The sequence below is a fragment of the Vibrio galatheae genome, from assembly GCF_000967545.1.
GTDB lineage: Bacteria > Pseudomonadota > Gammaproteobacteria > Enterobacterales > Vibrionaceae > Vibrio > Vibrio galatheae.
In genome coordinates this window covers 210,550-237,021 of the sequence record NZ_JXXV01000012.1, presented here as the reverse complement: position 1 = coordinate 237,021, position 26,472 = coordinate 210,550, and the positions used below count along the sequence as shown (strand labels likewise).

Below are 26,472 nucleotides of genomic sequence, written 5' to 3'. Positions count from 1 at the left end.
GACATGAAGCCGACCAAATTAACCATGCAAGCCTTCGGCCCGTTCGCCAAGCGAGAGCAAATCGATTTTACTCAATTAGGCAGCAACCCTTTATTTTTGATCAATGGACCTACTGGATCTGGTAAAACCTCGATACTTGATGCTATTTGCTTTGCTCTCTATGGCGAAACCACAGGCAATGAACGTCAGGGTGTTCAGATGCGCTGCGACCAAGCAGAAGCGGATCTGATCACTGAAGTAACGCTTGAATTTTCATTGAATAATAAGTTGTATCGCGTAACACGATCGCCAGAACAAGAAGCGCCCAAAGCGCGTGGCGAAGGGATGACGACGCGTAAACACACTGCCTCTTTGTATGAAATAACTGGCGATGAACATCTTATTACCAGTAAAACCGCTCAGGTAAAAACAGACGTTAGCCAATTATTGGGGCTAAACGAGACTCAGTTTCGCCAAGTGATGGTACTGCCTCAAGGGAAATTCCGAGAGCTATTACTCGCGTCTTCAAAAGATCGCGAGGCGATTTTTGGTCAACTATTTCAAACTGACATTTACAAAAAAATTGAATTTTCCCTCAAAGACAAAGCAAGTTCTATTAGTAAAGCAAAAGACGAATTTGACAACCAGATTCGCGGCGCGCTGCAAGTGGCGGAAGTTTCGTCCGAACAAGAACTGCAAATGCGCAGCGCAGAGCTTGCTAGCGAATTAAATCAAATCCATCTGGTTGAACAGTCAGAGTTAGACAAGCTGAACCGCGCCAAGAGTGAGTTGCAAAAGGCGACGGCGTTGGCTGAACAATTTAACAGGCGTGCGGAAACGCAGGCTTTATTGGTCACTCATCAGGCAAACAAAGACTCCGTTGACGCGTTAGAGTCAAAGTTAAAGCTAGCCCATAGCGCGCAAAAATTAGATGTCGCCTATAACAGTAAACAGTCTGCTGCTAAACAGCTTGCTGGTTTTGAAACTAAACTTGCAGAACTCAAAGTGCAGTTAGGTGAGGCGCTAAGCGTTTCGAAGCGAGACGCCCAGTTAGCTGAAACGGCGGAAAACGACGCTCAGCAGATCCCGACGTTGAATGAAGCGCTGTTTAAGCTAGAGCAAGTCAAAGCAAAACTGATCGAGAAAGCAGATCTCGAGCGCGGCATCGACTCACTGAAACAGACACAAGCGGACTACGATAAAAAACTCATCCAATACACTGAGCTTAAACTGCAATTACAGCAAGAGGCGCAGCAAGGCCAACAAAGCCTTGAACAAGCACGAAAAGATGTCGCCGAAAAGTCAGTACTTGAAGCGCAGATACAAGCTAACCAAAGAAGGCTTGAGGACATAACTAAACTTGCTGTGCAAAAAGCAGAGCTGGAGCGATTAAATCAGCAGCTGGCTGATAAACAGCAGCGAGTGGAACAATCTAAAGCCGTCGCGAGTGAAAAACAGAAAATAGCCGATCAACTTGAGTTAAGTTGGCACAACGCACAAGCCGCATTGCTGGCACAAAAGCTTGAACATAATCAGCCATGTCCAGTGTGTGGCAGCGAGCAACATCCAGCACCTGCACGTTTTGCTGGTGAACCGGTTTCCAAACAAGAGGTCCAAACGGCGAGGCAGCAAGAGCGTCTTACACTGGATGAGCTCAACCAAAGCAACAACGTGTTGGAACAACATTTAGCGACCATCAATATTCATGCAAAAATGATCGCCGAGCTAGAAACGCAACTTGGTGATGACGTAACGATAAGCGCAGAGCAACTGCGACAAGATTTGCTTCAACAAAAAGAAAAATTAGACCTGCTTAGTGCCATTGACCTCGCCAAAATGGAACAGACGGTGCTCGAATTGAACCAGCGCTGTACCAATGGTGAAAATAAGATTAATGAGCTTAAATCGCAGATGTCTGGCAATCAGTCGGCGTTAAAAGTCCAGCAGCAGCAACTTGAAAAACTTACGCAAACGATTGATGAACAGTTTACTTCGGTTGCTGTTGTTGAGCAGCAAGCAAAGCTATATCAGACCCAGGTCTCACAGCTTAAACAAGCGTTAGAGAAGGCAGAGCAGGCATCCAAAACCGCTAAAATGAGAGTTGTCGGTTTAGAAAGCGAGATTAACACCAACGGGCAGTGGCTTAGCGAAGCGAATCAAAATAGCGCTCATGCGGAACAAGAATGGCTACATCAGTTAGAGTCATCATTGCTAGAGACTGAGCGACAATATCTAGAGTCTCGTGTGGATTCAAGCCAGATTGAACAGTGGCAATCAGAGATAAATCTCTATCACCAAACGCAGATCAAGCTTGAACAGACGATTTCCGATCTCAATCAGCAGCTCCAACAAGCGGATAAGCCAGACCTTGATACAAAACAATCTGATCTGCAGAAGGTCGAGTTAAGCTACCAGCAAGCCAGAACAGCGCTCGACTCAGCGCGTTCACTAAGCCAGCGTATTGAGAAAGTACAACAAGATATCGCGGTTTTGCATGACAAGAATAAGCAGCTTGAGTCTGAATATCGTGTGTATGGCACCTTGTATGATGTGGCGAGCGGCAAAACAGGGAGCCGAGTCAGTTTGCACCGTTTTGTGTTAGGAGTTCTGCTTGATGATGTTCTCATTCAGGCCTCGCAACGCCTGAATATGATGAGCAAAGGTCGCTATCAATTGGTTCGCAAAACCGGAGGATTCAAAGGTTCTGCCGGGCGTGGTCTCGATTTGAGCGTCGAAGATGGTTACACGGGGAAAACGCGTGACGTGGCAACCTTGTCGGGAGGCGAGTCATTTATGGCGGCATTAGCTTTAGCGTTAGGGCTGTCGGATGTGGTTCAATCCTACAGCGGCGGTATTAAGCTCGATACGCTGTTTATTGATGAGGGTTTTGGCAGCTTAGATCCTGAGTCGCTCGATCTTGCCATCCAGACACTCATCGATCTGCAACAGGCGGGTCGCATGATAGGTTTGATTTCCCATGTGTCTGAACTCAAAGAGCAGATGCCTTTAAGAATCGATGTCGAGGCCTCACGTATTGGCAGTCGAGTAAACCTAGTTGGAATGTATCGCTAGAGCAGGTTAAAATTTACATACTTCACTATGTTGCGTATGCTCAATTTATAGCAACAATTTATAAATTAGTTTTACGGTACTGAGCAGCGGATAGTTCTGGTTGTCGCCCGCTCGAAAGATGGATATCACGATAGCTTGAGGTGCTTGGGTGTGCTTTAAGTGAAAAGGAAGTAGCGCGTAGCGGTTTATAACCATGAATGTAGCTAAAAAGATTTATCAATACGCAGACCCCAATTTAGAACTTGTCGGATGGATGGGTGCTTTGGGCTTTCCTGCTTATTACTACATATGGACTTACCTTTACCCGCAGCCCTATGAGAATGCGCCGTTGCGGTTCTTCTGTGCTTTGATGTTGCTCGCTTTAGCTCTAAGAAAACACATTCCGCCGCCGTATCAACGGTATCTGCCCTATTACTACCTTGCCTCTATTACAATCTGCTTGCCGTTTTTCTTCTCGTTTATGATGTTTATGAATGAGTGGTCGACGGTATGGGCAATGTCTTTTATGTCGTCGATATTTCTTCATGTCCTGTTGGTACACGAAACACGCGTCATGTTGCTTCAAGCGACGATAGCGATTCTTTCGGCTTATTTACTCAGTTATGGGTTGGATCATGCGCCAAGTCATGTCGAGAGTGAAGTCGTGGTCATCTGGCCTTATATTCCCATATTTTTGTTCACCTATATCTTTGGTAATTTGTTCTATTTTCGTAATCAAGTTGAACACGAGTCCAAAGTGTCGATTGCTAAATCCTTTGGTGCAGGTATCGCTCATGAAATGCGTAACCCATTGAGCGCACTTAAGACTTCAATTGATGTCCTCGACTCATCGCTTCCTGCTGTTAAGACCATTCAAGGGGATAAAGCACAAATCGATAAAATTGAGATTGAGCGAATGAAAGAGGTGCTTACAGGGGCAGACGAGGTGATACGCAACGGGAACGAAGCGATTGATCTACTGCTTACTTCGATTGACCAAAGTCGAGTGTCGAGTTCGACCTTCAGACGTCATTCGGTTGAGCACGTTGTGCGTCAGTCCTTGGCGAGCTTTTCATACCCCAGTGACCACGCGAAACGTGCGGTAAGTTTGCATGTCGAACAAGACTTTGACTTTTTTGGCAGCGACACGTTGCTCAAATATGCTTTGTATAATTTACTCAAGAATTCTCTTTACTATCAAAATGGTGAAGAGTTCAAAGTCGCCATTACTATTAGCCGCGACCAAGACGTTAATGCGCTGTATTTCGAAGATAATGGCGTTGGGATTGAAAAAGATAAAATCGGCTTTGTGTTTAAAGATTTCTACACCTCAGGCAAATCATCAAGCTACGGACTTGGCTTGCCATTTTGTAAGCGGGTGATGCATGCCTTTGGCGGACAAATTCGCTGCGAGTCTGAGCTTGGCGAGTGGACACGTTTTACCCTTAAGTTCCCTCAATATGAGTCGCAAAAAGTGTCTACGATTAAGCAAGAGATCATCCGGACGAAATCGGTTCTTTATATTGGTGATGACAAAAGCGTGCGTCGTAAACTTAATGAGTTCACCTTCTATAGTGGAGCTGCATGCGATGTCGTGAGCTTTGAACAAGCGCGTGTGAAAGAAGAATATGAATTCGAGTACGATCTTATTTTGATAGACTTGGATGGATGCAGTGAACAAGAGTATCTAATGTTAGAGTCTCAGTTGCATTTTACTGAAGCTAAAATCGTGATGCTTTATACTCAAGCAGGGCAGTATCACAATCGCTTCAGCCGTTTCCTCACCTTCTATCCGAAAGATAAAGCTCAGTTTGTTGTCGATATCCATCAATGTATCGATGCACTTATATTTGATAACAGTGAACCGAATCGAAATCTGATCCCCAAACAAGCGAAGCCAGTGGTGGGTAAACGTATATTGGTCGCCGATGACAACGAATCTATTCGTCTATTTACCAGTATTTTGCTGAATAAACAGGGCTACCAAGTATCACAGGCGGGTGACGGCAATGAGGTGATTGACGTATTGAATAGCGAAGCGGTTGATTTGATTCTAATGGATCTAGAAATGCCGATTCTTGACGGACTTGAAACGACGGTTGTTATTCGTGAGTCGGAAGCCCTGTATGCCAATGTCCCTATTTTGGGTCATACTGGAGACAGTCGAGAAGAGACCTTGTCTAAAATAGAGCAAGCAGGGATGAATGGCTATTTACTTAAGCCAGTTGATAAAACAAAATTACTCGATAAACTCGCCGATTATATTTAGAAAATAGAACGCTATGCTTTAAATTAAGAGTGAGAAATACGCGCCCCATAATTTGAGGCGCGCATGTTTATTTAAACAAAGTACAATGCTTTGTTCTGGTAGGCTTTATGCGCAACAGATAATATTTTCTCTATCTCTTGTTTATTTAAACTACTATTCAAAGACAAGCGTAAAATATTTTTGTTATCTGGTGTAGCAGGGGTGCAAAATACCGAACCGAATACGCCATTGTCTTCAAAAAAATCTCTGACTTTGCGAGTATTGGTCTTTTCGCCCGTTTCTAGTCCAATAATTTGTGATTCACTGCGTATATTGTAGCCAATACTTTTTAGTCCAGATACGACCTCCTCGGCGCAGGTGCTTAAGCAAGCACGAGCCTGATCGCTGTCTTGAATCACGCTCAGTGTCGCATCGATTCGATCAAGCTCAAACGACATCATTGCTGAACTGAATATCGATGGAAACGAGACATAAGGTACCACCTGACCGGTCAGATTATTGCACCATACTGCTCCAGCTCGATAGGCAAACGTCTTGGCCAAACTTGCGGTCATAAAGTCGACTTTATCCGTCAGTTCAAGCGCTTCAAGTAATCCCGCCCCTTTGTTCCCATGCGTACCCAATGAGTGAGACTCATCCACCACAACGGCGCAATCTACCGATTTTGCAATGTCGACGATTTCTTGCAAAGGTGCTAGCGTACCTATGGTGCTGTAAATTGAGTCAACCAAAACAACACCAGGGCCGTTGCGTTGAATGGTCCGCTTTAGGTGTCGGGTATTGTTGTGCATAAATGGGTGGAGTTTCGCACCTGCGATCCTTGCACCTTCCCACAACGACATATGAGCAAAAAAGTCGATATAGACGTTGGTTTCTGAGTCACAGATAGTTTGTAGAAGCCCAATGTTAGCTATCCAACCCGAGGGGGCAATGGTACAGGTTTGAAAGCCAGTATGTTCTGCTAACCGATGCTCGACGGTTTTATCCAGCCCGTCACTTTGTAGAAAGACATTCGACATAAATGCGGTGTCTTTCTTCGCCAGCAAGGAATCTATCTGCGCTTGTATAATTTTAGGGTGATGGGTTAAAGAAAGGTAGTCATTGCTTTGTAGTACAATATCACCTTGATCGGGTTTCTTACCTAAAACTAAGTTTCTTCCATTATCTTTAGTATTTATTAAGTCAGAAACATAGTAGTTGATTCGTCTATCGATGAAATCGGGAAGACGAGAACGAGTTGTTAACATGTTCATAATACATAGCCTTAAGTTATTTTACCGTAAGCGCCAGCTGACATGGCTATGTATAAATAGAGTTGAATAGTAATTCTAATGTGAAATGTGATTTTCGTGCGTAATCTACCAGATATAATTTCAATCTATGGTATATTAACTGAGAATAATTACCCTCCAAGGGGTCTGGGTGAATATAAATTTCTGCATTATTTGTAATGACGCATTATTTATTAACAGTGTGTTTGTTCTCTGCAACAAAAAACTCTGGCCAGTACATTTTGACATACCCTGATGCCACCCAAACTACCAATCCAGTAGCTACCGAAAGTTCAAATAAGCCAAAATTATGCAGCCAGTACCAATGTGGGTGGTTTTCTGCAAAGAAAGTCGTCAATCTATGCATTGCAATCGCGCTGATTACGGATGGGAAGGTAACGGCTGCTATTGATGGTTGGAACTGAATTCTCATCAAACGTATGTAGCACAGATAGATAAGTAACGTCATGGTAATGGCGATACCTGCAAGCGCACCAGTCAAAATAGGGTCGGGTTGGTGAAAGTTGACAAGGTAGGTTGCCAACGTGAGGTTAATTGGTGCTGCCATAATGGCGAGTGTTGGCTTAGCTCGTTTGGGTAACATCCCCTCGAACACTAAGCGGTATAAAACCAACGGCAACATAAAGAAATAGATGGTGATACACACGGCAACCAATGTTTCTGAAAACAAGGTATGACCAAACTGACTTCCTGCCAGTGAGCTGCTGATGACCCCTACAGGATATAGAAACCAACTGGGCACTATGTTGCTCATTTTAAAGTTGGTTAATTGAAACGAGAAGAACATGACCATCATGGTGAGATGCAACAGCAGCGCCGCAAACCATAGGGGGTAGGCAATGATCGGTGAAATTACCGCAAGGTAATCACATAAAACAAGCAAAGCCATACTCATTGGTGCCATTAGACTGCCACTTAGCGGATGGCGAATATCGGTAATAAAAGTACGATAACTGGTGAGGTATTTAACTAACACAGGAAAGAGCAATATCGCCCCCACTCCTGCGAGATAAGGTCTGATGAAAGTGCCGATGTCAGGAAGATAGAGCGCCCAAGCTTGGCCAAGCCCGATAAAACCTAATGCAAGTGATGCCTGTGAAGGCGGAACTCTCTGGAATTGAGTAAAGCGTCTCCAGTTCAATTGCTACAATCCTTATTTGGCATACGGTATCTCTACGAAGAGTATTCCCGTTATCTTCCATTGATGTGGGCTTAATGGCGGCGATCATAGCAAGGCGATAGGTTGTGACGCAAATGTCATTGCGGCTCTGAAGGGAGATCTTTCTGTCTCAACTTCTCATTTTTAAGAGTTCGATGGAGTAATTGACTGTAGATAGGTTGCCCGCCAAACAATTGGGCAAATATAACCGCCCCTAGACTAGTGATGATTAAGGGCAGAATAAGATAGTAATTGTTCGTCATTTCGATAACGAGCAAGATGCCTGTTATCGGTGCACGAACGGTAGCAGCAAACAGTGCCCCCATACCTGCAATGGCGAACATCCCCGGTGTGATGTCCAAATCTGGCAATAGGCTTTGAGCAATCAAACCAAACGCATAACCGAACAGGGTTCCTAGCGCAAGCATGGGTGCAAAAATGCCTCCGGGAGCGCCAGAGCCAAAACAGATCAAGGTTGTGGCGATACGTGCGACAAACAGCAACAATAAGATTTGTGCGCTGTAGCCCCCATTGGTAATGGTGGGAATGAGACCAATACCGCCACCTGTGACAGAAGGAAAGTAGAGCAGCATAATGCCAAAACATCCGCCAATCATAGAGCCGATTAGCAGGTAACGTTTCCTGTCATTGCGATGCAGTTTGACGAAAAGATCTTGAGACAAAGTGACCAGTTGGTTAAACAGAACGCCGAAAATACCGAACAACGCGCCAAGCAGCAAAAACAACCACAGAGTCTGTAATTCTGGCGCTTGGTATTGCGGCATAGTGATAACCGCTTTTTGCCCGTTGACGTAACGAAAAACAATATTGGCAGAGACGGCGGAGATAACGACCGCTCGAATAGAGATAAGTGAGTAACGAAACTGGGGTCGCATCTCCTCAACAACAAACATGATTCCCGCGAGAGGAGCGTTAAATGCTGCAGCAAGTCCCCCCGCTGCGCCGGATGCGAGTAACGAGTGACGCGTGTCGTCATTGCTGACTTTAAATATATCTGTAACCATTCGACCAATGGCACCGCCCATTTGGACCGTGGGCCCCTCACGGCCAAGCACCATCCCTGACCCTAAAGCGCCCATGCCGCCAAAAAATTTTACAGGGAGCACACGCCACCAACGTACAGGACGAATACCATCCATTGCACCTTCTATTTCGGGTATGCCAGAACCTGCCGCTTCCGGCGCAAAGCGATGAACTAAAAAATAACCGACAAAAGCAAGTGCCGCGCTAATAAGAAAGGCGGCAAGCCATAGCGGCAACACGCCACCAATTTCATTTTTGAGCCAATCTGTTCGAGTTTCAGAAACAAAATGAACGGCCATTTCAAAATAGGTACCCACCAGACCGGCGAGCACACCGACGACTAAAGACAGCGCTAAGACGGAAATAGGGGTTTTATCCCGTGAGAGAAATTGGTTTACGGCATCCTTTGGGACTTTTGCGAGTAAGGACTGCTTAAACTTTTCTCTTTTGGTCATGGAACGGGGGCTCGACTAACTTTAGGTGAACAGGTAAGTGTGGTACGAATTATACCGTTGAGAGTGATTAACTATAGTAACAAGATTGAAATTTTGGTTTTCAAAATTGGCTCAGTCATCAAACGTCACCTGAACAGATAAAATAGTTGAGCAAAATCACAATATCGCGACATTCTTCCCCTAACAGAACTTGCATAATCGTCGATTTGAACCATAGTTAAAGGGTAAGGCAATCTGAACCGACCCGCATGGAGGAAATATCGCCTTACCTACAATTTGGATGGATTCAACAACATATTGAAAGCCTCGTGTTATATCAGGTCGCAACACAATGACTTCCTGATTCGCAAACTCACGATTGAGTAACGAGGGATAGGGCGCACTTGATGGTGCGCCTTTTGTCGTTTTGCACAATCCTATTTATTCAGATTGGCGATTTGTTTTAGCAGATCTTCTAACTGATCCCACGGCAGTGGTTGGGAGTCAATCACTTCTAAACGGCTTTCAAATCCTTCTAATGACATTTCATTAACCGACACCACGCCGTTGCTGACGTTAAACGCAAAGCATCCGTTGGTGGTATTCATGACCCCTTTGACTCGCTCGGCAGTTATATCGGACAGCAGCGAGAACAGATCGTTAAATTCAAATGTTACTTCTGCGCCAAATATCCACCCACAGCTGAAATAACCTTGACCTTGATTCTCTTTGCGTAGGTAAGTCTGGTTTGGTTCAAGAGCGAACTGAGGCTCTAGTTCGGCGTGTTCGTGGTGATGTTGTGCAACGACCTTGGATGGTGCTGAGTCTCTACGAGGCGAGTCTAATAATTCAATAGGAAAGCGGCCTTGTTTAACCAGTTGGCTAAATATTTTCGGTGGCGTTTGGTCGGTCACCCAGTCATTAAAAGTGTCGATGTCGCTGACATGGCACTGGTCGACCTTGTTACCGATCACGATGTCAGATATCGCGAGTTGGTCGGTGAAGTTTTGGTTATGAAGATACTTATCGTTACTTAGGTTTCGGGGATCGACCAATCCTATGGTGGCTCTTAAGTCAATATGGTCTTGGAACTGGCTCGAAGAGAGCGTCGCGAGTACTTTGTGTGCATGGCCAAGGCCAGTAGGCTCGACGATAAGTCGGTCGGGTTTGGTTCTCAGCAGGGCCGTGATGGCAACAGACATAGGCACGCCCGCTGCGCAGCACATACAACCTCCGGGTACTTCTTTAATGAGTGCACCTTGATCAGTCAGCATTGCGCCATCAATACCAATTTCACCAAACTCATTGACTAATACCGCCCAGCGTTCGCCTGCGGGTTTTTCTTGCAATAAATTCAAAATAGCAGTGGTTTTACCTGTTCCGAGGAATCCAGTAATGACGTTAGTGGGTATCTTCATTCAATCAATTCTCACAAATTTTTGTTATATTATAACAAAAAAATGGGCAGTGTAATCACTGCCCATGTGTTAATTAACGTTTGTTTCTTAAGTATCGTTTGCGACGCTCTTCTTTCTTTTTCGCCTTTTGTTCTGCTTTTTTGGCCGCTTCGATTTCAACTTCAATCAGCTCTTGGGTAATCATTTCGGGTAGTTCGAGCGTGATTTGACCCAATGTGCCGTTGCGCAGTTCATGGAGTAAAATCTCTGAACATTTGTGCAAATCTACTCGACCACCGGAACGAAGAGCGCCACGACGACGGCCAATTTCTTCCATCAGCTCAATGTCGCTCTCTGGCAGTTGCTCAATTTCATAGCGTTCTTTGAGTCTTTCTGGGTAAGCCTTAGCCAGATATTCCACCGTGTAGAAAGCGACTTCATCATATTCCATTGCGGTATCTTTGACTGCTCCTGTTGCAGCAAGGCGAAAGCCGCTATGCGGGTTTTCAACTTTTGGCCACAAGATCCCCGGTGTGTCAGAAAGAACAATACCATTTTGCAGATTAATCCGTTGCTGGCGACGTGTTACGGCTGGCTGGTTGCCTGTAACAGCGACAGCTCGACCCGCTAAAGTATTGATTATTGTCGACTTACCCACATTAGGTATGCCCATGATCATAGTGCGAATGTTTTTACCAATCTCTTCGCGATGCGGCGCCAATTTACGGCATAGTTCCAAAATTTTGTGCACTTCTTGCGTATTTGAAGTGGTAATAGCCATCGCCTTAACATTGTTTTCTTTTTCAAAATGGTCAATCCACAGCTGAGTTAGCTCAGGGTCTGCCAAATCGCGTTTATTGAGCACCTTTACGACGGGTTTTTCACTGCGTAGCTCAGAAATCATCGGGTTTTCGCTACTAAAAGGGATACGAGCGTCTAAAACTTCGATAATAACATCGACTTGTGGGATTGCTTCTTCGATCTCTTTGCGGGCTTTGTGCATGTGCCCTGGAAACCATTGGATAGACATAGGATTAACCTTGAAATTCAAACTTGGCACAATTGTAAGGGGAATTGAGGGAGAGTAAAGGGCAAATCAGTGTTTGCCCTTAGCTATGAACGAATCTTATAGCCGTTACGCCCGGCGTTTTTTACTTCATAAAGTGCCTGATCGGCGTATTGAAACCATGTGGTGAGTTGTTGGTATGAGTCAAGCACGCCCGCCATCGCACCAATACTGACGGTGACACTAGAAGTCGTTGGTGAAAACTTGTGCTCTATATGTAGTTGTTCGATTGAGCTATGAATCTCAGCCACATAAGACTCGATGTTCAGTTCCCGGTCTGACGCCAGCAATACACAAAACTCCTCGCCTCCGTATCTTGAGACCAATTTTTCATAAGGTGTTTCAATAGCGTCTATAGTTTTGGCGACACGGCGTAACACACCGTCACCTTGAACATGGCCGTAATTGTCGTTGTAGAGTTTAAAGTGGTCGACGTCGATCAGTACCACCGCAATATGTTTATATTTGAGGTCGTTGATTAACTCCTGACCTTTCTCATACAGCAACCGACGATTAGCTATCTCAGTCAAGCTATCGATTGTGGATTGTTTGCGTAAAATCGCTCTCTTTTCTTCCAGTTCGGTAATCAAACTATTTAACTGGCGAGCAAAACTACGCATCTCTTGAGAGATGAAAATGTCTTCGCTAGTGAGCCTGCCACCTGAGGTTTGAAATTGTTCCAAATTTCGCTGCGCAGTTTTAAGTGGTTTGACTAATCGAGTGACGACATAGAGATTGAATGCGAAGGTAATCAGAGCGAACAGCGTTAGCGCAGCAACCTCGGCTCTGGGTAGAAACTCTGGTAGCACTTCGTTGTGAGTGACTTCGATTGCGACTTTAGACCCGGCTGCGACTACGTTGTCGCGATAGAGTATGGTTGTGTTGGGTTTTGCCACCGCATTGTCTTGAGCAGGATAGATATCGATGCCTACGCCGGTAGAGGTTTCCATTTCTGCAATGGTTTCAGGTCTGATTTTTCTGATAAACAGCAAATAGCCATATTTACAGTCTTTACCTGAGCTGAGACAAATGCGCGACGAAACAACCATATAGACTGAATTATCGTAAACAGCGTACTCGGCAAAAGATTGGATTTGCTCAGTAGAGGTCGATTTTACTTTGGCCAGTACCCGTTCGAGTATTTCTTGTTTTTCCAGTGTGAAAAATGGCATGTTGACTACAGCATCGTCGCTAAATGCCCCGCCCCAAACAGATTGGCTTTCGGCATCAAATATTGCGATGGCATCAATTTGTTTAGAAGAGAAGGCATGCGGCCCAATGCTCTCTGCAACAAAAGTATCGTTGGGGGTCGTAACATACCGAGCCATGGTTGTCCATGCCGCGTAATCTTCTGTAGAGGCTTGAAGTTCTTCTTCCTCCATCCTAAGGATCGTTTTCACTCTCTCCAGTTCAAATCTTTGGCGGTCTTTTGAACGGTCCAAGGCCTGATCGTAGCTCCACAATAGTTTAAATGAGAGATAGAGAAGCAAAAATAGGGCAGCAGCACTTAAAGAGACAGCGAATGTGATCTGTCGGATAGTGAAGTGTTTAAAGTTATTCAGCAAGTCTGCCTCACCTTTTGGATGTTGTGATTTAAGTACTCTGTATTGGTAATACTCTAAGTGTAGAGGGCTCTGTGAAAATCGACGCACAATTAGCTAACTAACGGATATGAACTTATTGACGAGTTGGTGAATTATTCAGCAGAGCGGCGCATTTTCTTTCAATTGGAGTGATATATCAATAGTCGTGGCTGTATTCGTGACTGACTTATTTGCCATTTCTTGCTATTGAACTCAAAGGGTTAGGGGGTGAAACATGGTGACCGACAAAGAAACCTAATAGTGGGTTATTAATGAACACGCGGCTGTGGAAGTGAATGAGTTCAAAGATTTGTCATATAATTAGCTGAATATTTTGTCATGAATCAGGCTTTTTCTTATATTCGCGTGCTACATAATTAATATAAAAGTACTAGTCAATGTCAGCCCAATCCTTACCGACACGTGAAACCCTGCTCGAATCTCATGACCAATTAGTCTCAACCACTGATTTAAATGGTGTGATCACATACAGCAATGAGGCGTTTTGCCGAGTTGCTGAATATTCTCAACAAGAATTATTAGGTCAGAACCACAATATTGTTCGTCATAGTGATATGCCCAAAGCTGCATTTGCTGACATGTGGCGTAATTTGAAACAGGGTAAGGCATGGCGAGGTATCGTAAAAAACCGGACCAAATCAAACGGCTTCTATTGGGTTGATGCGTATGTCACACCGATTTATCACCAGAATCAAATGGTCGGCTATCAATCGGTTCGAGTTAAGCCCAAACGGGAATGGGTCGAGATCGCAGAAAAAGCATATCAAGGTTTGCTTAAGTCGGAGCAAAAGGGGCGAGGTCGTACCTTTCATATCAGTGGCAGACTACGCTACGCGCTGTTGGCTTTAGCACTAAGCGCTCCCGTGATTTCGCATTTTGCGAGTTTTCAAGGCATGTCTAGCTTACTTTTAAGCCTTGCGCCTATTGCCGTAATTGCTGCCTTGTTTAGGCAAGAGCTGGTCGATACACCTCGGCAGCTCAGTAAATGGCAATCCGAATATGACAGTGTGAGCCGACTGATATTTTCCGGCGATAAAAAGATCTCCATCGCCGATTTCCACCTCAAAATGCTTTCTGCACGGATTCGTACTGTCCTTGGGCGCATGACGGATTCAGCACAGCCGTTGCAAGAGCTTGCGGACAACCTGAGCGCGACCTGCTATCAAGTGACACAAGCATTGGATCAACAAACACGTGATATTCTTCAGGTTCGCGAAGCCACCGAAGAGGTTGCTGCGTCAGCCAACGAGGTGTCGTCAAGTACCGGTGAGGCGCATCAGATTGTCGACGTCACATTGAAAGCGTGCGCGGGAGCAAAACAAAGTATTCATCAAACTCATCACAACTTAACCAGCTTAAGCACACAAGCCGACCAAGCCACACAGACAACATACCAATTGAGTGAACAGGCGCAAAATGTCAGTAATATGATGCAAGAGATTGGTGAGATTGCGGATCAAACCAACTTACTGGCACTGAATGCCGCCATTGAAGCTGCGCGTGCTGGTGAACAAGGGCGCGGGTTTGCTGTGGTCGCTGACGAGGTACGCGCTCTGTCTGGGCGCACATCGAAGGCAACGGTACAAATTAAAGAGAGCATTGATACCATGCTTGGCACCATAGAGAGTTGGCAACGTGACATTATGACTAATCAACAACAAACCAATGCGTGTAGTGAGGTTGCCAGTCTAAGTGCACAGCGGCTGTCTGAAGTAGAAACGCTCATGACATCGATGAACGATTTAATGCAGTCGGTTGAAGATTCTGCTAATAAGCAGAGAGAGTTATCCAGTGCCGTTAATCTACACATTCAGTCTATCGCTTCGACAGCTGAACAAAATCTCGCGGCAACCCACGATGTGAAAGCTCACTCTCATCAACTCAAAGGGCAAGTTGAAGAGTTTTATCAGCTTGCCAAACGATTTGAAGATAAATGATTTAAACCGCTTATGTGACTGGCCCTCTTATCCGCAGAGGGTCTTTTTTTGCGTCACAGAAAATAAATTACAAATCTATACTTATCCAAGTAGTTGAATTATTAATACTAATTAATACTATAGTTAGTAAAGCGAAATGGATTACCATGAAAGGAAAGGATATGAAGATACTGACACAACTTGTACTTAGTGGGGTGATTACCGCAAGTGCAAGCTTTGGCGCTTATGCCGATGTTATTGAAACAACAACGCTGGTTGGTTTTGGTACGGCAAAGTATCCAGAAAACTTTTCTCACTTCGACTATGTTAATCCCAATGCGCCCAAGTACGGCAAAGTGACTTATGGTCAAATGGGCACTTATGACAACTTTAACCGTTATGCTTCCCGTGGTGTGGCTGCAGCTGGGACTGGGCAGATTTATGATACGCTGATGTACTCGCCAAGTGATGAGATCGACGCCTATTACCCATTGATTGCAAGTAACGTTCGCTATTCTGATGACTATATGTGGTTAGAGCTAGACATCAACCCCAAAGCTCGCTTTCACGATGGTAAGCCGATTACCGCTCACGATGTCGCCTTTACCTTTGACAAGTTTATGACCGAAGGTGTGCCTCAGTATCGTTCTTACTATAAAGATATCAAATCGGTCACTGCACTTTCCGATTATGTGGTTCGTATTGACATGTCTGCGCCAGAAAGGGAAAAGCTGTTTAGTTTTGCCCAGTCAACCCGTGTGCTCCCTAAACATTACTGGCAGGATAGAAAATTTTCAGAGCCACTCACCGAGCCACCGGTTGGCAGCAGTGCTTATCAGATCACGGATTACAAGCCGGGTCAAAGTGTGACTTACACTCTCGATAAAAACTACTGGGCGAAAGATCTTCCAGTTAATATCGGCCGTAATAATTTTGAACAGGTCCAGTACGATTACTACCGCGACGATACGGTGATGCTTGAAGCGTTTAAAGCGGGTGAGTTTGATATCCGTATTGAGAGTGAACCTAAGTTTTGGGAGAACTCGTATACAGGTGCTAACTTTGACAAGGGCTACATCAAAAAAGAAGTGATCCCTCACCAACAGCCTCAGCAGGCCGACGGTTTTGTGTTTAATATTCAGGCCGATATGTTCAAAGATGCCAAGGTACGTGAGGCGATTAACTATGCGCTCGATTTCGAATGGATGAATAAAAACCTGTTTTACAACGAAAATAGCCGTACCAGAAGTTATTTCCAAAATACCGATTATGAAGCGACGGGTTTGCCTTCCGATGCCGAGCTTGAAGTACTAGCGCCAATCAAAGATAAAGTGCCTGCAAGAGTGTTTAGTGAAGCGTACCAACCGCCTAGAACCGATGGCTCCGGACGAATTCGTAGTCAAAAGCGCACCGCTCTTAAGCTATTTAAAGAAGCTGGCTGGGAGCTTAAAGATAAGGTAATGACGAATAGCAAAACAGGTGAACCGCTGAGCTTTGAACTACTTATCTACAACCCAAATGTCGAAACTTATGCCATTCCGTTTCAGAAAAATCTTAAACAGATGGGAGTGGATATGAAAATACGTACCGTTGATCGCACGCAATATGTCAAGCGTTTGCGTGATCGCGATTTCGATATGGTTTCGTCACGCTTTTTCGCTAATCCTTACCCGAGCTCAAGTTTAATGATTGTGTGGAACTCCAAGTTTATTGATTCGACGTACAACACCGCTGGTGTGATTGATCCTGCTGTGGATTACTTAACCGAGGAAATTGCCAAAAACCAACAAGATCCAGATAAGTTGCTCGCATTGGGACGTGGTCTTGATAGAGTGTTGCAGTGGAACTTCTATATGGTACCTCAATGGCACTACAGCAATTATCGTGTTGCGACTTGGGATAAATTTGAGCGTCCAGAGGTTCGTCCAGAATACGATCTAGGGATCGATACATGGTGGGTCTCGCAAGAGAAGGCCGCCAAACTTCCTGAGAAACGACGTTAATCGAGGCACGAATGGCTGCATACATCTTCAGGCGTCTTCTGCTGGTTGTTCCAACCTTATGGGCGATCATTACGATCAACTTCTTCATTATTCAGGTTGCGCCTGGCGGGCCTGTCGAGCAGGCTATTGCTCAAATGCAAGGGTTAGATTCGGGTTTGATGAGCCGTTTTACTGGCGGAAGTAGCTCGACCGACAGTGCATTGGTGGATGAAAGCTCATCAAGCGGTTATAAAGGCTCGCGTGGACTAGACCCTGAAGTTGTAGAAGAGATTAAAAAGCAGTTTGGTTTTGATAAACCGCTCCACGAGCGTTACTTTGACATGCTGAAAAATTACATCACGTTTGATTTTGGTGACAGTTTGTTCAAAGGGGGAAGTGTGATCGATTTAATCATCGAACGACTGCCTGTTTCAATTTCTCTAGGGCTGTGGAGTACTTTAATTATCTACCTTATCTCTATACCACTTGGGATTTTAAAAGCCATTCATCACGGCAGCCGTTTTGATATTTGGTCTAGCGCGATGGTGATTATTGGCTACGCCATACCTGGGTTTCTGTTCGCGATCATCCTCATTATTGTTTTCGCCAGTGGTAACTACTTTAGCTGGTTCCCTCTTAGAGGATTGGTATCGAGTAACTTTGATCAGCTTAATTGGTATCAACAAATCATCGATTATTTTTGGCACTTGGCGCTACCGATTTTCGCCATGGTTATTGGTGGATTTGCGACATTGAGTATGCTGACCAAAAACTCGTTTCTTGATGAAATCAACAAGCAATATGTGGTTACTGCAAGAGCGAAAGGACTCGATGAGCGTGATATTCTTTACAAGCACGTGTTCCGCAACGCCATGTTAATCATTATTGCAGGTTTTCCAGCCGCGTTTATTAGCATCTTTTTCACCGGTTCAATGTTGATAGAGGTGATGTTTTCACTCGAAGGCATCGGCTTACTTGGCTTTGAGTCAACGATTCAACGTGACTACCCAGTCGTATTTAGTTCACTTTATATCATGACATTACTAGGTCTAATCCTGAGTATTATTTCCGACCTTACCTACACTTGGGTCGATCCACGAATCGATTTTGAGGCGCGTTAATGGTGTTAAGTAAAAAAAGGAATAACCCGTTAAATGAAGCGCGCTGGCTTAGATTCAAAGCCAATAAGCGTGGCTATTGGTCTATGTGGGCATTTGGTCTGCTGTTTTTTGTTAGCCTATTTGCTGAAGTCATCTCCAATGATAAGCCTTTGCTTGTATCGTACAACAGCCAATGGTATTTCCCTGTTGTTACTCAATATGCCGAAACCGAGTTTGGTGGTGAATTTGAAACAGAGGCTGATTATACCGACCCTTACGTGATTGAGTTAATCGAAGAGAAGGGGTACATCATTTGGCCCTTGATTCGTTTTAGTTACGGCACGATCAATTACGACATTATTGGCGCTGTTCCTTCCGCACCCGATCACGTCAACTGGCTGGGTACAGATGATAAAGGAAGGGACGTACTCGCGCGGGTGATTTATGGCTTTCGCATCTCGGTGTTATTTGGCTTTGTGTTGACCATTCTCTCAAGTGTTATTGGTGTCGCAGTCGGTGCGACACAGGGTTATTACGGCGGCTGGATTGACCTGTTTGGTCAGAGATTTATTGAAGTCTGGTCGGGTATGCCAACGCTATTTTTGCTGATTATCTTGTCGAGTTTTGTTGAGCCTAACTTTTGGTGGTTATTGGGCATTATGGTGGCATTTAGCTGGATGAGTTTAGTTGGGATTGTCAGGGCTGAGTTTTTGCGCTGTCGGAATTTCGACTATGTCAGAGCCGCTCAGGCAATGGGAGTCGCTGATAGACGAATTATGCTACGCCATATGTTGCCCAACGCCATGGTTGCTTCATTGACTATGATGCCATTTATTCTATCCGGCTCGGTGACAACATTAACCTCGCTTGACTTTCTCGGTTTCGGTTTGCCTGTTGGTTCACCTTCTTTAGGCGAACTATTGGCTCAGGGCAAGGCTAATCTACAAGCACCTTGGCTGGGCTTCTCAGCTTTCTTTGTTTTATCAATCATGTTGACGCTACTGGTTTTTATTGGTGAAGCGGTGCGAGACGCATTTGATCCCCATCACCAAGGAAGATAAACGATGTCGAAAACCGTGCTTACAATCAATGGTTTATCAGTTGGCTTTGGTCGCAGTAATGACGTCGAAGCGGTAACGCATAACGTTTCACTGTCGATCAGCAAAGGTGAGACCCTTGCGCTGGTGGGTGAAAGTGGCTCAGGAAAATCAGTAACAGCGAATGCGATTTTAAAGCTTCTACCTAAAGGGTCAGCGCACTATCTATCGGGCTCGATAGACTTTGATGGTATCGATATGTTGGCCTGTTCAGAAAGGCAACTCAGGGGGATTCGCGGCGCAAGGATTGGAATGATTTTTCAAGAGCCGATGGTCTCGCTAAACCCGCTGCACAAAATCGGCAAACAATTGGTAGAAACGCTCGCTATTCATCGCGGTTTACGCCAACGAGCAGCCGAGGACTTAGCCATTGAGTGGTTAGGCAAAGTGGGGATACGTAACCCCGAGCAAAAAGTCACCTCTTACCCACATGAACTCTCTGGTGGTGAAAGGCAGCGTGTCATGATTGCGATGGCACTGATCAATGAACCCGAGCTATTGATTGCCGATGAGCCAACAACGGCATTAGATGTATCTGTTCAGGCCCAGATCCTAGATTTACTCAAGGAACTACAGCAAGAACTGGGAATGGCGATGCTGTTCATTACCCATGATTTGAGTATCGTAAAACGCATCGCTGACAGAGTCGCGGTGATGCAACATGGCAGCTTGGTTGAAACTGGCCAGTGTGAACAAGTGTTTAATTCACCAGTTCATCCTTATACGCAAAAACTGATTAACTCTGATCCAAGAGGGCGTCCTGTCGCCGTTAGTGAAAGTGCGTCAGCGATACTAGAGGTAAATCGATTGCGAGTTTGGTTCCCAATTACCGGCGGGATCTTTAAACGCGTAGTTTCACACATCAAAGCTGTGACCGATATGAACTTTGAGCTCAAAAAGGGGCATTCGATCGGTTTAGTGGGTGAAAGCGGTTCAGGCAAATCGACCACCGGAATGGCGATTTTACGTTTGGTTAAATCGGAAGGCTCGATTGCGTATCAAGGCAATGAATTGCAAGGACTGGATAGAAAGGCGATGTTGCCTTATCGCAGTAAAATACAAGTCGTGTTCCAAGACCCATTTTCTGCGTTAAATCCGCGCATGTCGGTTGCTCAGGTTATTGGTGAAGGCCTTAGAGTCCATCAAACATTAAGCGAGCAGGAAATAGACCAACGTATTTGTGAGGTGATGGCTGAAGTTGATCTCGATCCTGAGAGCCGTTATCGCTATCCGAATGAGTTCTCTGGAGGCCAAAGACAGCGTATCGCTATTGCGCGAGCATTAATCTTAAAACCTGAGTTTATCTTACTTGATGAGCCAACGTCGTCATTAGACAGAACCGTACAAGCGCAGGTATTGGACTTGCTCAAGTCTTTGCAAGAAAAGTATCAGCTTACCTATCTATTTATCAGCCATGACTTGAATGTGGTGCGTTCTCTGTGTCATTACACTATCGTGATGAAACAAGGTGAAATCGTCGAGCAAGGTGAAACTCAAGCCTTATTTACTGAGCCAAAGCAGCCCTATACTAAACAGTTGGTTAGCTTGTCATCCCTATAATTTCAACAACCAGCGTCATTTGCTGCTGGTTGTTGAACCTAAAGCACGAATTACAATAACTACCCTTGGTTATTAGACCAGCTACTCGCAAACGCTTTGCCTAAGTCGTGTTGACTTAAATGCGCAACATGATAGTTGACGAGATCCAAATCGTACGACGGAGCAGTATAAGCTCTGCCTTTGTTTAGTGCAGCGACAAGTCGATCTGCTTGTTCTGCCGCATAATGGCCGCTACTAAGACGTGTTTGATTATCTAACTGCTGGCGTAATTGGCTGACAGCCAATTCATACTCCGATTGACTAAAGCCGGATGCAATTGCACGTTTGATTTCTGAGTTGACTAGGTTCTCTGCTGCTGACTTTTCATCAGCAGAAAGGTTGGAAACCTGGATTTGAGAGAGTACCACTTGGTCAAACAAAATCTCGCTCTTGACGGCTACTTTGGCTTGAAACTGATGCTGCTCCACAGCTTGTTGGATACGTTGCCCAAGTACTTCGTTTGCCAAAGATATAACCAAGAGTTCTCGACGCTGTTGTTTACTGTCTTGAGATTCTTGCAACGCTCGAATCGTACTTCGTGAAACGCTGGTATCACTTGTCTGTGTAGGTTGCAGGTAGGTGCTAAGTGCGATATTTGGTTGCATTTGGGCCTGCGACGGGAGGGGTTGCTCCCAATCAGAGAATAGCCGACGAATCTGTTTAATGGTTGATTTTGTGTTGATTCCACCAGTTACAACAACAGTGACATTATTTGGTGTGTAGAAATTATGGCTGAATGCATTGCGATCTTTGCCATTGCGTATCGCCTCTAGGATTATCGCCAGGTTATCCTCAATTGTTTTTGAATCTGCGTGTTCAAGGTCGAGGCTGAAGATCGTATGATCCGGTGTGCTTGCAGCTGACCAACTTATTTGCTGAATAGTCGAATTCGCAGCATCTAGCGCTAAAGCTGAGTGATCAGCATATTGTTGTGAGCGTTGGCTAATCCGGACACGCAGTGAAACTTCGTTCGAGTTCCGTGTGGTTGGGAGTACTATAAAACGTACTCCATTAGTTAGCTCTGCGACTTTAAGGTTCGAAGGCATCTGAATATCAGTATGTTCAAACCATAATCCAGATAGTGCAGAAGCACATAATGCAGGTGAGAAAACGAGTGCTACAGACAGCGCTGCACCAATCAAGCGACGTAATGAATAAGACATTTTGTACTCCACAAACAAAATAATCCAACGTTTCTGTGTTTGATAATAAGTATTTATTAAATATTATCAGCCGTTTATCTGTCCTTGATTGTGTCACCTAAAGTGCACGCGCTACCGCCTTGATTCGAAAATGAAAGCGAGGTAAAAGTCCTTATTTAAAGTAGGTGGATTTTCAGCGACAGAAATGCATTAGTCAAATGGATTGATTATTTGCGTGAATAAGTCTCAGAATTAAGACGGCTCAGATTTTGGTGTAGTGGCTGGCACTAGCAATGGAGAGAGGTTTAGAGAACCAATAGCCTTGTAGGTACGCAGCGCCCATATCGGTAAAGACTCGTTGCATTGCGGCATCTTCAATACCTTCTATAACAATATCTACGCTATAAGAATTGCAAAGATTAGTGATAAAAGAGAGGTATTCAAAGGTGACTGGGTTTTCTAGTGAGCGCCAGGCAATCGATTTGTCGATTTTTATCTGTGACAGAGGCAGGTCGAAGAAGCTATTCAACGAGCTATACCCGGCACCAAAATCATCAAGTGACAAATTAAAACCAAACTGTTTGAGTCGATAAAGTTGGGAAATTGCATCCTTATTGTCGTCGAGCAAAATCGTCTCGGTCAGCTCTAACACTATTGAGCTCGCCTCAATGCCATGCTCATCCGTCATCTTCTTTATTGTGTCAGGAAACTGAGGGCTTAGTAATTGTAAAACTGACACATTGACATTAACTTTGATCGATTCAGTGTGGTTCTGCTGATATTTATTGATGAAGCGACAGGCTTTTTCGAATACAAAATAGCCCAAATCACTGATCAAACCTTTCTTTTCTGCCACTGAGATAAATTCGTCTGGATAAATTTCACCCATGGTTATACTACGCCAACGAACTAAGCTTTCAAAACTGGCTATTCTTTCAGACTTGCTGCAAACGATAGGTTGGAACTTTACTGAGAGCTTCCCACTGCTAATGGCATTGCCCAACTCTTGTTCGATATAAAAATGGCGATCAATTTGTGCTTTAGTTGCTCCACTATATACGCGAACGCTGGTGCTGCCTTTATTCGCCGCGAATTGGCACGTTCGAGCGGCGACGCGTACGATTTCGTCTGTATCTACTTCGTCAGTAATGTTGGGATATATACCAATACTCACTTCATTGGCAACCATAAAGTCAATTGCGCGTACGGCTTCTTTATAAACCTTGGCTATTCGATGCGCGAGCTTTTCTAGTGCGAAGTCATCAAACTCTCCACGTACAATGATGGCGAAATCATGGGATTGAATACGATACATATCGACAAATCGTTCAGGAAAATCGCCCAGCACTTTGGTTAAGTGAGAGAGTAGATTGCGCATTATCTGCGAGCCATAAAGCGTTTGGTATGAGCGTGTTAACCCAGGTTGGATATACATGAGATGATAAGCATCAATACCTTCAGTTTTTAGTCGATCTAGGTCGATTGCTAACTTCTGCTCATTAGCTAGCCCTGAAGAACCATCGGTAAGGGAAGATTGTTGTACGTATGACTCCATCAGTTTTCTTTCAGAAATATCTCTGTGGCAGCCAATCATGAACTTTTGTCCATTCACCGTTTTGGTCACGGCTGTGCCTTCGAGCCAAATGTACTGCCCGTTGGTGCAACGAATTCTATATTGTGTTGTTACCCTAGTGCTATCTTGCGCAATGTGCTCGTCAACCTTGTCTTCAAACAAGGCTTGGTCTTGAGGATGAACCAGAGATGTCCATGTTTTAAGCTCGCTAAGACCAGATTTAATACCAAAGCGCGAATAGAATGTTGGATTATAGAAGCAAACTTGCTTATCGCCAGACATGTAGAATATTCCATCATTGAGAACATCTATCATGTGGCTGAAATGATTATTCATAAGGGTATCAAGTTCAGCACCAGTCAGGCCAACGACGGACGAGCCAATCTTTTCCACTAGCTCAGATTTGATGTCTGAAACTAACGCTAGCTCTGGATGTGGGGCTATGGTGTCAATTGATAGATCCATTGGGCTTATATATACCTGATTACTCTATGGTTTTCCGTCGTACAATGACGGTATTTAAACTGATGTTTGCATATTCTGTTAGTAATACAGGATTTAAGTTTTGATCTCTAGCATATCAAGTGCATTATTTGCTAGTTGCATAAAAAATATTAACTATTGCTCACAGACTAACCAAAGTAACCAGCTCCTATATAAGCATTGGGATGATACACCACCACTTTTAGCCGCCTATTTGAATAAAAATGTCTGATATTCTGACAGTTATGCGTGACTTGTTTCTAAAGTTTCGATGATTACTTGAGCAAAAATATGGCAGTTTGGTTTAGAGGTAGGTTAATTTTCTAGATAATTGGCGAGAACGGCATCTATGCTGCCATCTTGCTTGAGGGTGTGTAATGCTTGGTTGAACTGTCGGATAAACTCTTCTTTAAATGGATATTTTTCGTTTGCTACATCACCAAAGCCTAAGTAACCATGCTCGCCCCCAACTGATGTAGCCAATGTTAGCGCCCAATCAGGCTTGAATACCCCTTGAACTGTTAGAAGTTTGATTTCCCACAGTATGGATAGACGGTCATTGATATAGCAGTCGACACGATTTTTATACAAATTGATAAGGCTGGATTTCGTCCCTTTTGCCTCTTTTACAAAGATATCGCCTTGTGTCACCGCGGCCCAAAATGCATCTCCGCCAAGTGCATAGCCTTCATTTATCCCGATAGTTAAACCAAAATACCCATCAGGCCACTGGCTCAATTTTCGACTAGCCACTTTGTTTGGGTTGCAATAAACAACAACCTCTTCCTCCAATATAGGGTCTGAATAAGGCGAAATATACGCACGCTTATCTGAATAGTAATAAGGCGGAAAAAGTGCGAAACCTTCACCTACTTCGAGCATTTTTAGACCGCGCCGCCAGGGCAACAAGGTTATAGTGACAACGTAGTCGGGCATCTTCGCAAACACCGCTCTTAGAATTTCCGGGTAAATGCCTTTTTGTTCTCCATTTTCCAAGTAACTGTACGGAGGGTAAGCATCATCTCCATACACGGTAACATGCGTTGGTGGGTGATATGCAAAACTCGAGCAACTTATTAATATCAGGAGAATAATTTGCCATTTCACGACGAATGAACCGTCCAGGGAATTTAACCTTATTGTTAACTTTAGTTTATTTACAGGCACATTGAGATTAAACTCCTATTTTCGTTGGTAAAGACCACAAGGTATCGTATGGACCAAGACTACGAACAGGGCGATGAAATTGAAATTGAGGCGATTGGCATCGAAGTCTCTTCGCAACCGATTGAGCTATATAAGGTGTTTAAAATCGCTAACCTCGTCGGCGGTGGTGGGGAAGCGAAACACTTGATTGCCGAAGGCTATGTAGCGGTAAATGGGGAGTTGGAAACACGCAAGCGTCGTAAGCTTTATGACGGTGACTTCTTTGAATTTAACCAAGAATATTATGTCGTTGTGTGCGATGCACCAGTCACTGAGCCGGCAGAGAAAGTTAAAAATGCCAGTGAACCAGCCACACCAGCAGCTAAGAAAAAAAATAAGCCGTCAGCGCAGAAACAAAATAACAACCATAAAGAAGAAGCGCAGCCTAGCAAAAAGAAAGGTAATGGCCGCTCATCAATAGATTTTTTTTAACAATGACTTAAACGGGCGAAGTTTGTCTAAAAGCTTTTGCCCGAGTTATCTCCCAAAAATTGATTGACCACTTTGAGCCAAAAACTATTCGGCCCCCATTGTGGTTCCTTGGTTGTTCACGACTCTTTCTTGGTCAAATCTTCAATGATCGGGCAATCACTGCCCGAATCACCGGGGCAAGACGATACCCAGCTTTTTAGCTGCTTCTCTATCTCTTTGAGTTCGCGTATTTTTACTTCTATTTCCAGTAGCTTTTGTTTTGCTTTCGCTTTTACCTCGCTACTTTTTCTGTTGGGGTTAGACGCTAGTTGGACAAATTCTTTACACTCAACAAGAGAGAAACCTGCATTCTTAGCGCGAGAAATAAGATTCAATTGTTGCACATGTTGTTGAGAGTATTCTCGGTAGCCCGACTCGCTACGTAATGGAGCGGTGATTAATCCTTTATCTTCATATAAGCGGATAGATTTACTCGATAAACCTGTTAGCTTGGATACAGCACCAATATTCATCTATTACCCTATTTTCAGAACTGACGAATTCATGGATCTGTTGTACTATTTATTGTCGCTATGTTAAAGCGTTATCAACGAAAAAAGCCCACCTAAAAGGCGGGCTAGACAGTCATATACAATTTAGACGCTTAG

At 44.3% G+C, this 26,472-nt stretch carries 18 protein-coding genes; 8 read left to right on the top strand and 10 right to left on the bottom strand.

What is annotated here, in order from left to right; genetic code table 11:
• The first annotated feature begins 3 nt into the window (after positions 1–3).
• Positions 4–3,051 (top strand): AAA family ATPase, encoded by a 3,048-nt coding sequence (locus TW81_RS06720; protein ID WP_045954930.1) that lies wholly within the window; start codon positions 4–6, stop codon positions 3,049–3,051.
• A 193-nt stretch (positions 3,052–3,244) separates the two neighbouring features.
• Entirely contained in the window at positions 3,245–5,299 is a 2,055-nt protein-coding gene (locus TW81_RS06715) for a hybrid sensor histidine kinase/response regulator (RefSeq protein WP_045954929.1), read from the top strand.
• A gap of 71 nt (positions 5,300–5,370) precedes the next feature.
• Here the strand turns inward: TW81_RS06715 and cqsA are convergent, their stop codons facing one another.
• The 6 genes from cqsA to TW81_RS06685 form a co-directional block, all read right to left on the bottom strand.
• The gene (cqsA, locus tag TW81_RS06710) at positions 5,371–6,552 is read right to left on the bottom strand and encodes an alpha-hydroxyketone-type quorum-sensing autoinducer synthase (RefSeq protein ID WP_045954928.1); all 1,182 of its coding nucleotides are present in this window, start codon (positions 6,550–6,552) and stop codon (positions 5,371–5,373) included.
• 205 nt (positions 6,553–6,757) lie between these two features.
• Complete coding sequence (locus TW81_RS06705) at positions 6,758–7,732, bottom strand: TDT family transporter (protein ID WP_045954927.1); 975 nt, start codon at positions 7,730–7,732, stop codon at positions 6,758–6,760.
• A gap of 116 nt (positions 7,733–7,848) precedes the next feature.
• A complete protein-coding gene (gene clcA / locus TW81_RS06700) occupies positions 7,849–9,249 on the bottom strand; it encodes a H(+)/Cl(-) exchange transporter ClcA (RefSeq protein ID WP_045954926.1) in 1,401 nt (466 codons plus the stop codon).
• Between the two features lie 416 nt (positions 9,250–9,665).
• On the bottom strand, positions 9,666–10,646 hold the full coding sequence (locus TW81_RS06695; RefSeq protein ID WP_045954925.1) for a CobW family GTP-binding protein: 981 nt from the start codon (positions 10,644–10,646) through the stop codon (positions 9,666–9,668).
• A gap of 73 nt (positions 10,647–10,719) precedes the next feature.
• The gene (gene ylqF / locus TW81_RS06690) at positions 10,720–11,655 is read right to left on the bottom strand and encodes a ribosome biogenesis GTPase YlqF (protein ID WP_045954924.1); all 936 of its coding nucleotides are present in this window, start codon (positions 11,653–11,655) and stop codon (positions 10,720–10,722) included.
• Positions 11,656–11,738: 83 nt separating this feature from the next.
• Positions 11,739–13,073, bottom strand: a complete 1,335-nt coding sequence (locus tag TW81_RS06685; protein WP_239424293.1) for a sensor domain-containing diguanylate cyclase — start codon at positions 13,071–13,073, stop codon at positions 11,739–11,741.
• Positions 13,074–13,672: 599 nt separating this feature from the next.
• Here TW81_RS06685 and TW81_RS06680 point away from each other — a divergent pair.
• The 5 genes from TW81_RS06680 (at position 13,673) to yejF (ending at position 20,950) form a co-directional block, all read left to right on the top strand.
• A complete protein-coding gene (locus tag TW81_RS06680; protein WP_045954922.1) occupies positions 13,673–15,232 on the top strand; it encodes a methyl-accepting chemotaxis protein in 1,560 nt (519 codons plus the stop codon).
• Positions 15,233–15,393: 161 nt separating this feature from the next.
• A complete protein-coding gene (locus TW81_RS06675) occupies positions 15,394–17,214 on the top strand; it encodes an extracellular solute-binding protein (protein ID WP_045954921.1) in 1,821 nt (606 codons plus the stop codon).
• 11 nt (positions 17,215–17,225) lie between these two features.
• A complete protein-coding gene (locus TW81_RS06670) occupies positions 17,226–18,314 on the top strand; it encodes a microcin C ABC transporter permease YejB (protein WP_045954920.1) in 1,089 nt (362 codons plus the stop codon).
• A complete protein-coding gene (locus tag TW81_RS06665) occupies positions 18,314–19,354 on the top strand; it encodes an ABC transporter permease (RefSeq protein WP_045954919.1) in 1,041 nt (346 codons plus the stop codon). The genes TW81_RS06670 and TW81_RS06665 overlap by 1 nt, the downstream gene beginning before the upstream one ends.
• 3 nt (positions 19,355–19,357) lie before the next feature.
• Complete coding sequence (gene yejF / locus TW81_RS06660) at positions 19,358–20,950, top strand: microcin C ABC transporter ATP-binding protein YejF (protein WP_045954918.1); 1,593 nt, start codon at positions 19,358–19,360, stop codon at positions 20,948–20,950.
• Positions 20,951–21,009: 59 nt separating this feature from the next.
• On the opposite strand, the gene TW81_RS06655 is transcribed toward yejF, so the two are convergent.
• The 3 genes from TW81_RS06655 to TW81_RS06645 all read right to left on the bottom strand — a co-directional run bounded on the left by TW81_RS06655 (position 21,010) and on the right by TW81_RS06645 (position 25,294).
• Complete coding sequence (locus TW81_RS06655) at positions 21,010–22,152, bottom strand: insulinase family protein (RefSeq protein ID WP_045954917.1); 1,143 nt, start codon at positions 22,150–22,152, stop codon at positions 21,010–21,012.
• A gap of 241 nt (positions 22,153–22,393) precedes the next feature.
• Complete coding sequence (locus TW81_RS06650; RefSeq protein WP_045954916.1) at positions 22,394–24,169, bottom strand: EAL domain-containing protein; 1,776 nt, start codon at positions 24,167–24,169, stop codon at positions 22,394–22,396.
• Positions 24,170–24,502: 333 nt separating this feature from the next.
• On the bottom strand, positions 24,503–25,294 hold the full coding sequence (locus TW81_RS06645) for a substrate-binding periplasmic protein (RefSeq protein ID WP_045954960.1): 792 nt from the start codon (positions 25,292–25,294) through the stop codon (positions 24,503–24,505).
• Between the two features lie 108 nt (positions 25,295–25,402).
• Here TW81_RS06645 and TW81_RS06640 point away from each other — a divergent pair, with 108 nt between their 5' ends.
• Complete coding sequence (locus TW81_RS06640; RefSeq protein ID WP_045954915.1) at positions 25,403–25,825, top strand: RNA-binding S4 domain-containing protein; 423 nt, start codon at positions 25,403–25,405, stop codon at positions 25,823–25,825.
• Positions 25,826–25,941: 116 nt separating this feature from the next.
• Here the strand turns inward: TW81_RS06640 and cueR are convergent, their stop codons facing one another.
• Positions 25,942–26,337 carry a Cu(I)-responsive transcriptional regulator gene (gene cueR / locus TW81_RS06635; protein ID WP_045954914.1) on the bottom strand — a complete coding sequence of 132 codons (396 nt, stop codon included), beginning with the start codon at positions 26,335–26,337 and terminating at the stop codon, positions 25,942–25,944.
• Positions 26,338–26,472 lie beyond the last annotated feature (135 nt).

What these genes read in the sequence shown, in the direction of transcription:
- TW81_RS06720 (WP_045954930.1), top strand. Translation starts at nt 4, where the DNA reads ATGAAGCCGACCAAATTAACCATGCAAGCCTTCGGCCCGTTCGCCAAG.
- TW81_RS06715 (WP_045954929.1), top strand. Translation starts at nt 3,245, where the DNA reads ATGAATGTAGCTAAAAAGATTTATCAATACGCAGACCCCAATTTAGAA.
- cqsA (WP_045954928.1), bottom strand. Translation starts at nt 6,552, where the DNA reads ATGAACATGTTAACAACTCGTTCTCGTCTTCCCGATTTCATCGATAGA.
- clcA (WP_045954926.1), bottom strand. Translation starts at nt 9,249, where the DNA reads ATGACCAAAAGAGAAAAGTTTAAGCAGTCCTTACTCGCAAAAGTCCCA.
- TW81_RS06695 (WP_045954925.1), bottom strand. Translation starts at nt 10,646, where the DNA reads ATGAAGATACCCACTAACGTCATTACTGGATTCCTCGGAACAGGTAAA.
- ylqF (WP_045954924.1), bottom strand. Translation starts at nt 11,655, where the DNA reads ATGTCTATCCAATGGTTTCCAGGGCACATGCACAAAGCCCGCAAAGAG.
- TW81_RS06685 (WP_239424293.1), bottom strand. Translation starts at nt 13,073, where the DNA reads ATGGAGGAAGAAGAACTTCAAGCCTCTACAGAAGATTACGCGGCATGG.
- TW81_RS06680 (WP_045954922.1), top strand. Translation starts at nt 13,673, where the DNA reads ATGTCAGCCCAATCCTTACCGACACGTGAAACCCTGCTCGAATCTCAT.
- TW81_RS06675 (WP_045954921.1), top strand. Translation starts at nt 15,394, where the DNA reads ATGAAGATACTGACACAACTTGTACTTAGTGGGGTGATTACCGCAAGT.
- TW81_RS06670 (WP_045954920.1), top strand. Translation starts at nt 17,226, where the DNA reads ATGGCTGCATACATCTTCAGGCGTCTTCTGCTGGTTGTTCCAACCTTA.
- TW81_RS06665 (WP_045954919.1), top strand. Translation starts at nt 18,314, where the DNA reads ATGGTGTTAAGTAAAAAAAGGAATAACCCGTTAAATGAAGCGCGCTGG.
- yejF (WP_045954918.1), top strand. Translation starts at nt 19,358, where the DNA reads ATGTCGAAAACCGTGCTTACAATCAATGGTTTATCAGTTGGCTTTGGT.
- TW81_RS06655 (WP_045954917.1), bottom strand. Translation starts at nt 22,152, where the DNA reads ATGTCTTATTCATTACGTCGCTTGATTGGTGCAGCGCTGTCTGTAGCA.
- TW81_RS06650 (WP_045954916.1), bottom strand. Translation starts at nt 24,169, where the DNA reads ATGGATCTATCAATTGACACCATAGCCCCACATCCAGAGCTAGCGTTA.
- TW81_RS06640 (WP_045954915.1), top strand. Translation starts at nt 25,403, where the DNA reads ATGGACCAAGACTACGAACAGGGCGATGAAATTGAAATTGAGGCGATT.
- cueR (WP_045954914.1), bottom strand. Translation starts at nt 26,337, where the DNA reads ATGAATATTGGTGCTGTATCCAAGCTAACAGGTTTATCGAGTAAATCT.